10 protein-coding genes are annotated in these 16,718 nt (G+C 49.2%); all 10 read left to right on the plus strand.

Features of this window, described 5'->3' with window-relative positions:
- Positions 1-41 precede the first annotated feature (41 nt).
- The 10 genes from AB0L18_RS14445 to AB0L18_RS14490 all read left to right on the plus strand — a co-directional run bounded on the left by AB0L18_RS14445 (position 42) and on the right by AB0L18_RS14490 (position 16,629).
- Positions 42-2,402 (plus strand): glycoside hydrolase family 3 N-terminal domain-containing protein, encoded by a 2,361-nt coding sequence (locus tag AB0L18_RS14445; RefSeq protein WP_367388010.1) that lies wholly within the window; start codon positions 42-44, stop codon positions 2,400-2,402.
- Between the two features lie 2 nt (positions 2,403-2,404).
- The gene (locus tag AB0L18_RS14450) at positions 2,405-4,063 is read left to right on the plus strand and encodes a sulfatase (RefSeq protein WP_367388011.1); all 1,659 of its coding nucleotides are present in this window, start codon (positions 2,405-2,407) and stop codon (positions 4,061-4,063) included.
- Positions 4,064-4,066: 3 nt separating this feature from the next.
- Entirely contained in the window at positions 4,067-5,626 is a 1,560-nt protein-coding gene (locus tag AB0L18_RS14455) for a sulfatase (RefSeq protein WP_367388012.1), read from the plus strand.
- A gap of 59 nt (positions 5,627-5,685) precedes the next feature.
- On the plus strand, positions 5,686-7,116 hold the full coding sequence (locus tag AB0L18_RS14460; protein WP_367388013.1) for a sulfatase: 1,431 nt from the start codon (positions 5,686-5,688) through the stop codon (positions 7,114-7,116).
- 18 nt (positions 7,117-7,134) lie between these two features.
- Positions 7,135-8,529: a sulfatase gene (locus AB0L18_RS14465; protein WP_367388014.1), complete on the plus strand. Its 1,395-nt coding sequence runs from the start codon at positions 7,135-7,137 to the stop codon at positions 8,527-8,529.
- Complete coding sequence (locus AB0L18_RS14470) at positions 8,511-10,313, plus strand: endo-1,4-beta-xylanase (protein ID WP_367388015.1); 1,803 nt, start codon at positions 8,511-8,513, stop codon at positions 10,311-10,313. Before AB0L18_RS14465 ends, AB0L18_RS14470 begins: the two co-directional genes overlap by 19 nt.
- Before the next feature lie 147 nt (positions 10,314-10,460).
- Positions 10,461-12,128 carry a sulfatase gene (locus AB0L18_RS14475; RefSeq protein ID WP_367388016.1) on the plus strand — a complete coding sequence of 556 codons (1,668 nt, stop codon included), beginning with the start codon at positions 10,461-10,463 and terminating at the stop codon, positions 12,126-12,128.
- Between the two features lie 126 nt (positions 12,129-12,254).
- Positions 12,255-12,614, plus strand: coding sequence for a hypothetical protein (locus AB0L18_RS14480; protein ID WP_367388017.1), 360 nt, complete (start codon positions 12,255-12,257; stop codon positions 12,612-12,614).
- Between the two features lie 39 nt (positions 12,615-12,653).
- Entirely contained in the window at positions 12,654-14,768 is a 2,115-nt protein-coding gene (locus AB0L18_RS14485; protein ID WP_367388018.1) for a hypothetical protein, read from the plus strand.
- A 193-nt stretch (positions 14,769-14,961) separates the two neighbouring features.
- Positions 14,962-16,629: a hypothetical protein gene (locus AB0L18_RS14490; protein ID WP_367388019.1), complete on the plus strand. Its 1,668-nt coding sequence runs from the start codon at positions 14,962-14,964 to the stop codon at positions 16,627-16,629.
- The last annotated feature ends 89 nt before the right edge of the window (positions 16,630-16,718 follow it).

The following is a 16,718-nucleotide window of genomic DNA, read 5'->3' on the forward strand; positions in this document are numbered from 1 at the left end:
AACAGCACTCTAATTTCAAAATCAAGCACAACCAAATAGTTATGGATTTATTCAAGATAAACATCTTGAAAGGGGGCTTTTTTATCCTTGTACTAAGCCTCTGCTTAGGTTTTCGGACCAAAGAAACAACACCAGAACCTCCCCTCTACCTGAATGCCGAAGCACCGGTAGCCGACCGCGTCAAAGACCTTATGGCACGGATGACCCTGGTGGAGAAAGTGAACCAAATGTGCCAATACGTAGGTTTGGAACACATGAAAGTTGCGGAGGCCAACCTCACGGAAGAGGAGATGAAGCACAGCGATGCGCAGGGCTTTTACCCCGGCTTGTTCAGCAAAGACGTGGCGCAGATGACCCGCGAAGGCAAAATCGGTTCTTTCCTCCACGTTGTGACGGCCGAAGAAGCCAATTACCTTCAGGAGTTGGCCCAGCAAAGCCGCCTGAAAATCCCCCTGCTGATCGGTATTGATGCCATCCACGGCAACGGCCTCTTCCGGGGAGCGACGATCTATCCTAGCCCGATCAGTCAGGCCGCCAGTTGGAACGATGCCGCCGCTTACGAAATGGGCCGTCAGACGGCACTGGAAATGCGGGCCACCGGTTCTCAGTGGGCTTTTACTCCCAATATTGATGTCTTGCGTGACCCGCGTTGGGGCCGTACGGGAGAGACCTTTGGCGAAGATCCTTTCCTGGTAGGCAACCTCGGAGTAGCCACCATCAAGGGAATGCAAACTGATGATTTTACGGGTACCGATAAAGTCATTGCCTGCGCCAAGCACCTCATCGCTGGTAGCCAATCCGTGAATGGCTTGAATGCCGCCCCAACTGACGTTTCCGAACGCACCCTCTTCGAGATTTACCTGCCCCCTTACCGTCGGGCCATCGAAGAAGCGAACATCTTCAGCATCATGGCCGCTCACAATGAAGTGAATGGCGTACCCTGCCACATGGACAAATTCATGATGACGGAACTGCTGCGTGATCGCTGGGGCTTCAATGGCTTCTACGTGAGCGATTGGAATGATGTCTCCCGGATTGCGACGCTTCACCACGCGGCGGAAAATTTCAAGGAAGCGTCTTTCTTATCCGTAGATGCGGGGCTGGATATGCACATGCACGGACCTCAGTTTGCGGAATACATTGTAGATCTGGTCGAAAGTGGCCGCTTGGCAGAAGCTCGTGTAGACGAGGCCTGTAGCTTGATTCTGGAAGCGAAATTCCGCTTGGGGCTTTTTGAAAATCCTTTTGTTGACTTGGAAAAAGTAGACGCTGTCGTATTCAACGAAAAGCACCAGGCGACCGCCCTGCAAGGAGCACGTGAAGCCATGACGCTGCTCAAAAACAATGGCGTTCTGCCTTTGGCCGCCAACAAAAAGCGGCTGCTTGTTCTTGGGCCAAATGCCGATAACATGACGATCATGGGCGATTGGGTTTCCCCCCAACCGGAAGACCAAATGATCACGGTATACGAAGGAATAAAAGCGCTGGGTACGGCGAAAGGCCACACCGTAAGCTACTTTGACGTAGCCGATCGTTCCAAAGAAATTACCGAAGAAGAAATAGCAGGCGCACAAGCTGCCGCACAGGATGCCGATGCTGTCGTATTGGTGCTGGGCGAAAACTCGTTTCGTCACGATTGGCCCAACAAAACAACGGGCGAAAATATCGACCGTGCTACGCTTCAATTGTCAGGCAAGCAGTTGCGCTTGGCGCAAATGGTGCATGCTGCGGGCAAGCCCATCATTGTGGTCTACGTAAGCGGCAGTCCGATCTCTGAGCCTTGGTTGCAGAACAACGCTGCCGCGATCCTCAACGCCTGGGAACCCGGCAGCTTTGGTGGACAAGCAGTGGCTGAAGTACTGTTTGGTGATTACAATCCTTCTGGCAAGCTACCCCTGACGGTGCCACGTAGCGTAGGCCAGCTGCAAATGGTTTACAACCACAAGCCTTCTACCTACAAGCACCGCTATCACACGGAAAAGAAAACCCCCTTGTACCCCTTTGGGTACGGAATGAGCTACACTACTTTTGGTTATTCAGCACCACAGCTTTCGTCTCCGTCTATGGACGGGGACGGAAGGGTGACTGTTCGTTTGGACGTAACCAATACGGGGAAAGTAGCAGGTACCGAAATTGTACAACTCTACATTCGGGATGAGGTCAGTTCAGTGACTCGCCCCGTTAAGGAACTCAAAGGCTACGAGCGCGTAAGTCTGGAGCCAGGAGCCACCAAAACGGTGACCTTTGAAATCGGTCCAGAACATCTCGCTTTCTATGATTTACAGATGAACTATGTAGTGGAGCCGGGCACCTTCAAGATTATGACGGGATCGTCTTCGCTAGATAAAGATTTACAAACCACTACGCTGACCGTTGCCAGCAAAATTCAAATGAACCCTTAGTTATGACCAGCTACAGAGCTTTATTCCTCAGCCCGGTGTTGTTACTTTTTGGCATTTCTCTGGCCGCTGTAATGCACGAACCCATCACAACAGTTACGACGGAATCGCCATCTAAGCGGATGCGCGAACAGCCGAATATCATCTACATTATGGCTGATGACCTGACCACCCAGGCCATCAGTGCGTACGGAGATATTTATAAGGATATTGCTCCAACTCCCAACATGGACCGCCTGGCGGCCGAGGGGATGCTGTTCAACGATGTGCTGTGTACCAACGCGATTTGCGGCCCCAGCCGGGCAGCCATCCTGACGGGCAAGTACAGCCACCTCAACGGCTATTACAAAAACGAGAATGGCGGAAAATTCAATGTTGACCAATGGACTTTCCCACTGGCTTTTCAGGAGGCAGGTTACCAGACAGCACTGTTCGGGAAATGGCACCTGGGGACCGACCCTACGGGGTTTGATGCCTATAAATTCCACGCCAATGCCGGACAGCAAGGCACCTACTGGGATCCTCTTTACAATGAAAATGGCGAACAGGTCCGTGAAAAAGGCTACGCCACCAATCTCACCACGGATTTTGCGATCGACTGGATGAGTGAAGGCCGTAAAGAAAATGCTCCTTTTCTAATGTTGTTGCAGTACAAAGCACCTCACCGCCCCTGGGAGCCCGATGGCAAATACGAAAAACTCTGGGACGATGTAGAGATGCCTTATCCTGCTACCTTCAATGATACCTACGAAGGGCGTGAACTCACCGCCGGTGATACCGAAATGACCATGGAGCACCTCAGTCGTAGAGACATGAAACTCGAACGCCCAGAGGGCTTGACGGGTGTTGACAAAATCCGCTGGGATTTTTATGGGGCAAAGAACGACGAAATCGTTCAGCCTGAGGGAATGACCGCAGAGGAGGGCCGTCGCTGGCGTTATCAGCGTTACATCAAAGATTACCTGGCTTGCGTGAAATCCGTAGACGACAATATTGGGCGAGTACTGGACTATTTGGATAAACATGACCTGGCCGAAAATACCATCGTGGTGCTTACTTCCGATCAAGGGTTTTACCTGGGAGATCATGGCTTTTTTGACAAGCGGTTCATCTACGAAGAATCCCTTCGGATGCCCTTTATGGTGCGTTATCCCAAGGTGGTAAAGGCCGGTTCTGTGAATGATGATATTATTACCAATGTTGATTTTGCCCCAACCCTGCTGGATTTGGCCGGAATCAAAACCGAGGAAGAAATGCAGGGCAACAGCTTTGCTGCGATGTTGTACGGAAAGACGCCCCGCAAGTGGCGCCAGTCAATGTATTACCATTACTACGAATTCCCCTTCTGGCACCACGTGCAACCGCACTATGGCATCAGGACGCAACGTTATACCCTGGCCCATTTTTACTACAATATTGATAAGTGGGAATTGTATGACAACCAGGAAGACCCCGATCAGTTGGTGAACCGGATTGATGATCCTGCCTACCAGGAGATCCGCCAAAAACTAGAGGCCGAGCTGAAGGACCTAATGGTGGAATACGGCAACAATCATTCCCTGGAGGAATTTCGGGAAATTTCCGACAAGGACTTTGGTTCGATTGTCGATAAACCGGAGAATGAAGAAAACGTCGAAGACATTATCAACAACAAACAAAAATAAGCCATGCGTAAGCTATTTATAATAAGCCTTCTTTGTGTCTTGGGAATAAGTGTTTTTGGTCAAAAAAATGATCAAAAGAACATTTTATTTATCGCTGTTGATGACCTCAAACCGCTGCTCTCCGTGTACGGTCATAACGAAATGCACACCCCGAATTTTGACCGTCTGGCAGCGATGGGAGCGACCTTTACCAACGCCCATGTCCAGTACGCTGTCTGTGGTCCCTCTCGGGCGAGTATCATGACGGGCACCTTTCCGGACGAAACCAAGGTGTGGGATTTGCATACCGATTTTCGTGAATCTGCTCCGAGTTTGATTTCTATGCCGGAATACCTGATCCACCAGGGATACGAGACGACGGCCATTGGCAAAATCTACCACAAGGGATCTTCTGCGGAAGGCCACGATGGCAAAAGCTGGTCAATTCCTCATCAGTTGCCTGAGAACTATCCTGTAGCTTACGGTGAGCCTGCTTTTAGTTACTACCAAAATCCGGAAACCAAAGCGCGCATGACTGCCCTAACGGAAGAAGGTCAAGCAAAAGGCCTAAAAGGCAATGGCAAATTGCGCAATTATGTTTTTGAACATCTCAAGCCCAGCACCGAATCCGCTGACGTACCAGATGCTGCCTATCAAGATGGTCTGTATACCCTGGCCGCAATTGATATGCTAGAAAAGCTGAAAGCTGGCGACAAGCCTTTCTTCTTGGGGGTTGGTTACCAGAAGCCGCACCTGCCTTTCGTTGCACCTCAGCGTTATTGGGATATGTATGATCGCAGTAAGATTGACCTGTCTCCTTTCCAGGAACTGTCGGAGGGTACGCCGCAGATTGCTTACCACTCTTTCGGTGAGTTACGGGCCTATTCTGATATCGATAATGACCTGAGACAGGGGGATGTTTTGCCAGAAGACAAGCAGCGGGAATTGATTCACGGCTATATGGCTTGTGTGTCTTATATCGATGCCCAGTTGGGGATGCTTCTGGATGCACTGGAAAAGAAAGGCCTGGCGGAGAATACCGTGATTGTCCTTTGGGGGGACCACGGATTTCACCTTGGTGATCATACCCTTTGGTGCAAGCATTCCAATTTTGAGCAAGCCACTCATATTCCTTTAATGTTTGCTGGCCCTGGGGTGGAAGCAGGTGCTCAGGTAAGCCAGCCTGTGAATTTGGTCGACGTTTTCCCAACCTTGTTCGAGTTGAGTGGTGTTACTCCCAGTGCTCAGACCACGGGCAAGTCCTTGGTGCCGCTACTAGATGGCAATGATAAAACGACCCTGGCCCAGGATTACGCTATTAGTCAGTACCAAAGGAATAAAAACAACACCATGGGCTATTCCTTGCGGACCGATCGTTATCGTTATACTGAATGGGTGGAAGAGTTTCGGAGTTATCAGCCTTACGGCAAAAACAAAGTAAGTGGTGTAGAGCTCTACGACTACGAAACGGACCCTAATGAAACGCGTAATTTGGCGGGAGACCCTGCTTACGCAAAAGTGGTGATGGAAATGAAAGCCAAACTACTGGCTCACCTTGCCGAGCAAGAGAAGGCAATGAATTAAGCCATTAATTTTTGTGCTGTTCTTATGCTTTTCGCAAATAAAACCAAAAAACAAAACCGATGCGTAACCTAATAAATTTCCTCCTGTACCTCGGGTTGCTGCTTTTTACGGCTGAGGTTCAGGCGCAGTCTACTGCTCCTAATATCCTGTTTGTCTATGTGGATGATTTGGGTTATCATGACTTGAGTTGTACGGGTTCTGAGATTTACCAAACGCCAAACATTGATCGCCTCGCAGCCCAAGGTGTACAGTTTGAGCAGGCTTACAGTAGCTACCCGCGTTGCACCCCATCTCGCTATGGTTTGATGACGGGAACGTATCCCGTCAATGAAGATCATGGGCACCTGGTGGGAATACCTCAGGAGCAGAACTTTATTCACCATTTCAACGAAGCGGGTTACCATACCCAATTTGTGGGCAAGTGGCACCTGGGAGACGAAGATAACAGCCCAATGAACTTCGGATTTGACATCTCTTATGCCGCCGGACATGCTGGTGGTGTAGGACAGCGTTTTTACCCCTTCAATACCAAGCCGAATGGTAAGCGCCATAAAGAAATCGTGCCTGATGTGGAGCAGGATTGCAAGGAAGGTGATTACCTCCCCGACGTACTAACTGACAAAACGATGGAGTTGATTCAGGCTCGTCCAGCGGGTGCTCCCTTTTTCGTGATGTTGGCTTTTTATGCGGTACATACCCCTTTGGAGGCCAAAGAGGAAGACAAAAAACGCAATGCAGCAGAAATTGCTGCCCATGACTATGGTGACGTCCCCGAATACATTGAAGAAGGTACCGGCCGTCGTAAAATGCGCCAGGATGATCCGGATTATGCCGGAATGGTAGAGAATGTTGACGAAAATGTAGGCCGCTTGCTACAGTTTTTAGAAGACAATGGCTTGACGGAGAATACCATCGTTGTGTTTTCTTCTGACCACGGTGGATTGTCCAATGATGGTTTCAAAGGAGAACGCAACCTGGCCACCACGAACATGCCTTTGCGAGCGGGTAAAGGTTGGTTGTACGAAGGGGGTATCCGGGTGCCGCTGTTGTTTCGCTGGCCTGTGGGAATTAAGCCTCGCAAGGAATCAAGCTCTATTGTATTAGGAATGGATGTTATCCCCACCTTGTTAGACCTGGCAATCAACCAGGAAGTGGAAGGAATCGACGCCAAGAGTTTCAAGCCCGTTTTAGTGGGTAAGGAAGATTGGTCTGAGCGCACCGTTTTCTGGCATTCCCGTAAGGCTCGTCCACACAGCACGGGGGATCCCAAGACTTCGGCGATTCGAGCAGGCGATTACAAGCTGCTGCAATTTTTTGAAGAAGATCGGGTAGAGCTCTATAACCTGGTGAATGACCCTGGCGAAGAGCACGATTTGGCCACCGAAGAACCACTGAAAACGGCGGAGCTTTTGGCCACTTTGCTGAGTTGGAAAAAAGAATACCTCGTACCCGAGCGCTTGCAACGCAAGCAGAAGCCAGACCGGGATTAATGCACCAGTGCCTTCCTTATGCATAGATCTATTTTATCCATAGGACTACTACTCCTATTGTTTGCTTGTCGCAAACAGGAGCAACCCAATGTGCTGTTGATTATTGTCGATGACCTGGGCAAGTACGACCTTGGTTACTACGGTTCGGCCATTCACCAAACGCCCAATATGGATGCGCTGGCGGCACAGTCACTGCGTTTTGAGCAGGCTTACAGCAACTATCCCCGCTGCGTACCTTCGCGGTATGCGCTACTGACGGGGGGCTATCCGGTGATTGACGGCGATGTGCCGGATGATGGATTTTCTTTAAGCGCACTACCTACTCAGCAACAATTTGTCCGCCAAATTAGGGATCACGGTTACGCGACGGCTTATTTTGGAAAGTGGCATTTAGGAAAAGGAGCGAGTGGCCCTGGCGCGGTGGGCTTTGAATATACCTATGCGGCGGGAGAGGCAGGTTCGCCACGGAGTTTTTTGTTCCCCTTTAATACGCCCAAAGGGAATAATAGGAACGTAAAAAAAGCCCCCATCCCCGATATAGACGCCGTAACCGATACCAGCGCTTACCTCACGGATGTGCTTACCCAGGAGGTGATCAATTACCTGCAGGCGAGGCCCAAGGATCAACCCTTTTTTGCGTGTTTGGCCTATTACGCTGTCCACCAACCGCTGGAAGGGAAACCCGCAGATGTCGCCCGTAACCGGAAGGAAATTGCGGCCCATGATTTTGGCCAACAGCCGGAATATATTGCAGAAGGGACCGGCCGCACCAAAATGCGCCAGGATAACCCCCAGTACGCAGCCATGGTGGAGAACCTGGATGTCAATATTGGGCGAATATTAGAAGTGCTGGAAGAAAAAGGTTTCGCGGAAAATACCATCCTGGTGTTTACCTCCGACCACGGAGGTCTTTCCAATGATGGTTATAATCAACGGCAGTTGGCTACCTCAAATTACCCGCTGAGGGCCGGCAAGGGGTGGTTGTACGAAGGGGGTATCAAAGTACCTTTGTTTGTCCGTTATCCTGCGGGTGTCCAGGCACGTACAGATGCTCATTCTTTGGTGATGCTAATGGATTTACTGCCCACTTTTCAGGCCTGGCTGGCACCAGAAATAGAACAAACCAACATGGATGGTCAAAACCTTTTGCCAATCATAAGAGGCGGTGAACAAGGCGGAGAACGCCTCGTTTATTGGCATGAGTCCAAGGCGCGTCCAAATAATACGGGCGAATCTCCTGCTTCTGCTGTCCGTAGTGGAAGCTGGAAACTGATTGATTTTTATACCGAAGACCGTCTGGAGCTTTATAATCTCGCAACAGATCCGGGAGAAACCAACAACCTGGTAAGCACGGAAGCCGAGCGAGCGAAAATCCTACATCAAAAACTAGTGGAATGGAAAGCCAATTTTTAGAAAATAAAAAAAGGAACGGTGTTGATGCTTTCCTGGGGTATATGCTAACCTGTTGGATACTCGTCTTTCCTCTTCTGGTTGCTGCGCAAGAATTGTTGCCTCCGGGCACGCCGCTTATCCGTCAGGCAGGGCTACTCAATATGACTTACGAAGATAGTCTGGGAGAAGTACGCGTAGCGCAGGAGGAGAAAGGCACCCAGTTATATTTCAAAACCTACCAACAACCTCCTTATATCTACAATCTTTCCCGTCGCTTACCGCTAGAAAAAACAGCTTTGAAAACCGGGCAGTTGTTGTTGCTTTCTTTTCGGGCCAAAACGGTAGCGGCGAGCCTCGAAACGGGCGAAGCCAAGGCATTGTGGGTTTTGCGACAAACAGATACCCACCGCGAGAGCATTCAAAAAACAGTAAGCATCGGTTCGGAGTGGCGGACGTACTATTTCCCTTTTGAAATCACGCAAGACGTGAACAAGGAGGATCTTTCCTTGAGTATCCAGTTTGGTTATTTACCACAAGAATTTGTCTTGACCGATGTGGCCCTGACGCTTTGTGCGCCAGAAGTAAAAAAGGAAGACTTGCCGAAAACCCGACTCACCTACCCCGGTGAGGAAGAGGAAGCGCCTTGGCGGCAAGATGCCCTCAGGCGCATTGAGCGCAACCGCAAGGGCGCGATCAGCCTGCAGTTGGTCGATGAAGCGGGGCAAGGTTTGGCGGATATTCCCGTAAAAGTAAAACTCTTGAGGCACGATTTCGGCTGGGGAGCAGCAGTCAATGCTCGCCAGTTGATCGAAGAACCCGTGCACCTGGAAAAAGTAGCCCAAGCTTTCAATCTCATCGTTTTTGAAAATGATCTCAAAATAAAGCGCTGGGCAAAAGCTGCTTATGCAAAAAGCACGCTGGAAGCAATCGCCCTCTTAAAGCAACGAGATATTGCGGTTAAAGGCCATGTACTTATCTGGCCCGGCTTTCAGTATTTACTACCCAAATTTCAAAAGCTGGCAGACCAACCGGAGCGCATTGCCGAATTAATGCAGGACCACCTCACGGACATCCTGGCCGCTACCCACGGACAAATCCAAAGCTGGGATGTGGTCAATGAAGCTTACACCAACCGTGACCTACAAAATGCTACGGGCTCGGAAGAAATACTTTACAACGGCTTTCGCTATCTCCACGCGCAGGAACCGGAAGTGTTGCGGTTCACCAATGAATTTGGGATCATCAGCAAAGGAGGGCACGACACGCGTAAGCAGGAATGGTATTACGAATACATTCAAAGAATTGACGCCGAAACCGGTGGTCTGGTGGATGGTATCGGGGTACAGTGCCACATGGGCTCCGACCTGACGCCTCCAGTGCGGGTCTTGGAGTTGCTGGACTACTACGCCCAATTGGACAAGAAGATCTCCATCTCTGAATTTACCATTGATGTAGATGATCCGGAGGTACGCTACGATTATACCCGCGATTTTCTGATTGCCGCCTTTAGCCATCCGGCGGTCTCCGAATTTTTGTTTTGGGGTTATTACGAACCCACCCATCCCAAAGCCGCTATTTACGATGAAAACTGGCAGCCTGCCGATATGGGCCTGGCCTTCTTCTCGCTGGTACACCACTTATGGACCACCAAGATTGAAGGAGCTACAGATATTGGTGGACGTATCCAAGGCCGCGGTTTCTACGGTACTTACGAATACGAATACATACACAAGGGGGAAACAGTAACCGGCACCTTCGATCTCTTGCCGGAGCAAGCCGCCATTCTCCAGATTAAGGTCCCCTAGCGCCAGCCCCCTCAACTTATGTGCCTATCTGGTAAACAAAAAATACTACCACATAAAGACTCTTCTATGTGTCTATGTGGTAAACAAAAAACACTACCTCATAAGATTCTTCTATGTGTCTATGTGGTAATAAAACCTGATCTGACCATGTATTCCTCCCCCTTTCGGCGGCTCTTCAACCTATGCCTCTACCTCGTGAGTCTAAGCCTGACCACCCTGCACGCCCAACCCAATATCGTCTGGATCGTTTGTGAAGACATCAGTCCTACGCTAGCCATCTACGGCGATAGTACCGCTCAAACGCCCAATATCGATGCACTGGCCGCCGAAAGTATCATTTACGATCATGCCTTCGCCCCCGTAGGCGTGTGCGCACCTAGTCGCTCGGGCATCATCACGGGCATGGAGCCTACCCATATAGGTACCATGCACATGCGCACCGGTAAAGACATAAGCGCTTGGGGAAGAAGAACCTATGAGGACCGTATTCCTGCGGTAGATATAGCTGGCGATTCGCTGAGAGAATATGCTGCGGTCCCTCCTTCGGCAGTGAAATGCTTCACGGAATATTTGCGGACTGCGGGTTATTACTGTACCAATAATGCCAAGACAGACTACCAGTTTGCCGCCCCACTTACGGCCTGGGACGAAAACGGCAATCAGGCGCACTGGCGGAACCGCGCCCCAGCGCAGCCATTTTTTGCTGTTTTTAATACCAACCTCACCCACGAAAGCAAGCTTTGGGCCCACGCGGATAAACCACTGACTGTTGATCCTGCCACTGTGCCCGTACCTCCTTATTTGCCGGATACGGAGGAAATGCGTAAAACGCTCGCTCGCCATTACAGCAATGTGGAGTTGATGGATGCCTTTGTTGGCAAACTGGTAGCCGAGCTCAAGGCCGATGGTCTTTATGAGGAAACGATCATCTTCTTTTACAGCGATCACGGTGGCCCCTTGCCTAGGCAGAAGCGCGAAATTTACGATACCGGGCTACGCATTCCTTTTTTGGTGAAGCCCTCCGGGAGTACAAGCTCCTCGCGTAGTGAGCAGCTTATTTCCTTGGTAGATTTGGCCCCAACCCTATTGAGCCTGGCTGGAATAGTGCCTCCCGATCATTTGGATGGACGTGCGTTTATGGGGCAGTATACCCAGGAAGCTCGCATCTACGTCTACGGCAACGGCGACCGCTTTGATGAACACAGTGATCGAAGCCGAACGATCAGAGACGAACGCTACCGCTACGTATGGAATTTTTATCCAGAAAAGCCCCGCTACAAAGACATTGCTTACCGCAAACAGATTCCCGCGCTGGTAGAGATGTTAAACCTCGACGAGCAGGGCAAACTACCTGCGGAGCAGCATGATTGGTTTGTCTCTAAACCAGTGGAAGAACTCTACGATTGTGAACGCGATCCGCATCAGTTAAACAATTTGGCAACAAATCCAGCTTACGTACAGGAGCGCTCGCGCATGAGAGAAGCACTTTACGAGCACCTGAGTACGCACCCTGATTTGGGTTTCCTGCCAGAAGCTCAATTAATTGATCTCATGTGGCCAGGAGGTCAGCAGCCGCAAACCATGAGGCCTACCTACGAGGAGCGCAATGGTATTATTGCCCTGCATTGCACAACTCCGGGAGCGTCCATCGCGTATGTACTCGTTGCTGAGGGAGAAAAGATGCCCAGTTTTGATGTAGCCTGGGAGCTTTACCAAGAACCGCTGAAGGTGCCTTCTGGAAAAAGGATATACGTCCTGGCCGAGCGACTGGGGTACCAAACCAGCGAAGTTTTAGAGCTTCCTCAAAGCAAATAATATTCTCAAAAAGCCCCTTTTTCCCAAAAAAGACGGAAAACAGACCCTTCTGAACGATAAATGTACCTGTTGGATAATGGTTGAACCTACTTTTGTCATCAACAAACAACCAAAATTTATCAGACAATGAAAAGCTTAAAGTTAATCCTTACCGCAGTCATCATGACCTTATTCGTTGGTATGAGCTACAGCCAGTCGGCCAGTAAGATCGAAGCCCGTGCTACCGAAAAAGTAGAAGAACTCAATGCCCAGATCTTGGCGGGTGATGAAACCGCCGCCCTTTCCGAAAAACAAATGGAACAGGTAAAAGGCTTGTACATGAAAATGTTTGAAGGCATCAAAGAAATCCGCAAAGGCGAAGGTACCGAAGAAGAAAAAAACGAGCGAATCAGAGAAACGCGCAAAACGATTAATCGCGAGATCAATCAAAACGTACTGACCAAAGCCCAGCGTCAGGCCAAGCAAGCAGGTAAGAGCGAAGAGTAAACATGGGGTACGAAAAACCTAAAATTTAAGAATTTCACTATGAAGCGATTATTACTTACAAATATCCTCTTCCTTTTGGGGCTAAGCCTGAATGGCTTGTTGGCCCAATCTGAATGGGATGGAGGAGCAGGTACCACGAATTGGGAAGATGGAGATAACTGGAACCCTAATGGAGTGCCAGCTGCAGGCGCAGTGGTGACGATTAGTACCACCGTAACGATTACAGGAACTGCAGCAAATGCGCCATCTCGGATACTGGTGAACAGTAATAATGAAGTAACCTTGGATTTAGACCTGACCATAGGCGATGGAACGACGGCGCAGCATGCCATCAAAGTACAAGGAAATGCTACATTGAACTTAGGTGTATCAGGAAATAATCGCACGTTTACGATCAATGCTCCTAACAACCGCGATGCTATTCAACACAACGCTACAGGAAACCCTGCTACCATTAATATTGCGGAGAGTACAATTGTTGATGTTATTCAGGCTGACGAAGGAGTAAATATTACGGCAGGTAATAATGTGATCAATAATTATGGGACTTTTAATATTATCGGACAATCTGCCGATGGTATCAATATGTCTTCGGGAGCCTTCAATAATTATGGAACATTATTGATAACTGGAGGTGCCTCTGATGGAATAGAGCTCACTGCAGGAAGTTTTGTGAATAATGGTGGTGATATTACTATTGAAGATGCTAATGTCAACGGGATTCTAAACAGTGGTACCGGATCATTTTTAAATAATGGTGATTTGACCATTACCAATCCTGGCCCAACGACATCTGACGGCATCCGAGTAGAAGCCAATTTTACCAACCAATCCGGTGGTACCATTACCATTACGGACATGGAGGATGATGGGATTGAAGTAGTAGGAGGCAGTACATTTACTAACGAAGGGACACTTGATGTAACCCTTGAAGATGCTCCCGGAATTGACAATACAGGTATTGCTATAGGATCAGCATCGGAAAGCGGTACGCTTATCAATAATGGGGTTATCTTAGCTGATGGAGGAATATTGATTACTTCAAATGCCCGCGCCATTTATGTTTACCCTCTGGGAGAACTTACCAACAACGAATCCATTACTCTAAGTGGAGGAAATGATGTTCGAATTCTCTATGCAGATGGTATCGTTACCAATGCTTTTGGAGCAGTAATCGATCAAACGGATCGTCGGATTAGAATCAATGATGGTAGCTTGACGAACAATGGTTTAATGCTTTCTACTTATAGTGGGACGGGTGTCTTTGTTTCCAGTATGAATGGTAGTGCTACTAACAATGCTTTCTATGACTTCGGTGGTAGTGTTTTTGCTTCGGGAGGCACCAGTTCTGATAGTGGGATTAATATTGCAGACCTCAACGACACCCAAATCGACGCCGGCATGTCCTGCCTCGTTGATCTGGCCGAACAGCCCTACACCTGGACAGACGGGATTAGCTTTACGGCAGCTGCGGCCGCTAACGGGGAATTGGATTTAACCACTGCGGACTTTCCTGCCGATCCCGTTATGCTGACAACGACCATCCAAGGAACAGACATCACGCTCGAAATCAGCAACTTTTGCGCAGAAGCGCTACCGGTAGAATTACTGACTTTCACGGGAATGCCCATGGCAAAATCCGTGATGCTAAAATGGCAAACGGCTACCGAAGTCAACAACGACTTCATGGCTGTAGAACGCAGTACCGACGCGCGAACCTTTACGGAAATTGGTCGTGTGGCGGGTGCCGGAAATTCCAACACCATCCTGCCTTATGAATTGGAAGATGAGCAACCTGCCAGGGGTGTCAACTACTACCGATTGCGGCAGGTGGATACTGATGGCACTACTGCTTTTAGCAATGTCATTGCCGTTCGCTACAGCGGCAACCTAAATAATAATGAGGAACCCCTGATTTACCCCACACTGGTGCGCAGCGGTGGTACGCTGTACCTCGATCTACGCAACGACCAGTCTGCACAAAACCGAATTTGGACAGTAAGAAATACCCATGGCCAGGAAGTGATTTCGTTTCCATTGATCGATAAAGGTATTGCTGAACTGTCTTTGCCTAGTCTGCCTGCAGGTTTGTATTTACTTACCTCAACTGCGGGTTTAGAAACAACAACACTGAAGTTTTTGGTTACTGACTAACCCCCCTTGTTTTATTTTAACCCGGACAGTTTGTTTGGAAAATCTGGAAAGTACAGTCAGCGATCATCGGGTGGAAGAAGTGGGCTTTACCGCTTCTTCCCAACCCTTCCCATGCCTTTTTTGAAAAAATATAGGCACTGAAAATTCTAAAAACCATCTGCACTAACATCCGTTGCAGAACAAAAGAAATGTCATGAAGCAGTTTTTACTTTTTACCCTAACTTTTGCATTAATTAATTTTGCTCAGGCTCAGATTTCCTGGGATGGTGGCGGTGACGGTACCTCTTGGAACGATGCCGCCAACTGGGTGGGTGATCTGGTTCCTCCAGCCGATTCCAGCGTCGTTTTTCCCCTTGATGCCACGATCACCGGTACCATGACCAACATCCCCGGGCAGGTTCGTATTGCTCCCAATACCAATGTAACCCTGGATCTTGATCTGACAATTGGGAATGGCATCATTGACGAGCATGCGATTGTACTCAATGATACTTGTAGTCTTACCATCGGCAGCCCTGGAAACAATCGTACCGTAACCATCAATACCACGACCACCAAGCATGGGGTAGTTATTTTTGGTGGAACGGACGGCGCTCAACTGACCATTGCGGAAAGCACCACTTTTGCGGTAGCACAAGCTTTAACGGCGATCAATCATGCAAACGCAACCTCCACGGTAACGAATAACGGAACCATAACGCTGGACAATTCCCTCAAGGACGGCCTGCGCGTTTCGGGAGCTTTCACCAATAACGGTACTATCGTGGGTGGTGCTTTGCAGACGGATGTGATCAACATTAAAGCTGGAGCAACTTTTACCAATACTGCCACGGGAGTCATCACTGCCGATAAGCCTGGTGACGACGGTATTGATATTAGCGAGGATGCCGTATTTATCAATGAAGGCACCCTGGTACTTACAAGCAAAGACGATGCAGGATCAGCCAATAGTGGTATTTCGGTAGGTAATGCGGATACTGGCGGCTCCTTTATCAATAATAGCGCCAATGTGGTGTCTAATGGAGGTGTCAGTCCGGATGCTCGCGCAGTGTATATCTACGCGGCGGGTACTTTGACCAATAATGGTTTGTTGACCCTTACCGGTGGCAACGAAGGTAATCGCTTTTTTGTGCAGGGCATTGCCGTCAATAGTAAAGACGCTATTCTTGATTTGACCGACGGGCGGGCGAATGTTAGTGGTGAGTTTACCAACAATGGACTGGTGAGATCTACGCGCGATGGTTCAGGAATTTTCGCAACGGGCACCGTCACCAACAATGCTTTCTTTGATTACAGCAACAGTAATGCTTTTGGTGGAGGTGCGATGGCTACCATCATCGATAACGGTATTAGTCTCAACAACAACGATAGCCGTATCAATGCGATGAACAATTGTACGGTAGATATTGCGGAGGAAGCTTACGAATGGTTTGTCGACGGCGTATCGTTGGCCACTGCTGATGCAACTGGTGCTTTCTCCTTTCCGGAAAATTCAGTGATGGCTGATTCGGTGGTGATGACCACGACTATTCCTGGCATAGAGGTTAAAGTCATCAACATTTGTAACGACGCGGTGGTGATGGATACGGGCTTGTTTGGCCCAGCCAATACACCAACGGCCCTACAGTTGTTTCCTAATTTGCTCCACCGTGGTGACATGGTCAATGTTGATCTGCGGGCTTTAGCACCAGCGCCTATCACCTTTATGCTGGTAAATGCAAACGGACAAATTGTGGAGACTACCGTATTGCCCGGAGGTACGCTGCAGTCGCTGAATACGGGCAACTGGCCCGCTGGTCTCTACCTCCTTCGCAGTGTGAGCGAGGAGAACAACTTGGTAGGCCGACTGATAATTCAATAAACAACACGCTCATATCATTAGAATCGCTTCGTAGGGCTGGAGGGCCGGTGATTTATCACTGGTCTTCCGCCCTCTTTTATTTTAATTCT

This window comes from Lewinella sp. LCG006 (assembly GCF_040784935.1).
GTDB lineage: Bacteria > Bacteroidota > Bacteroidia > Chitinophagales > Saprospiraceae > Lewinella.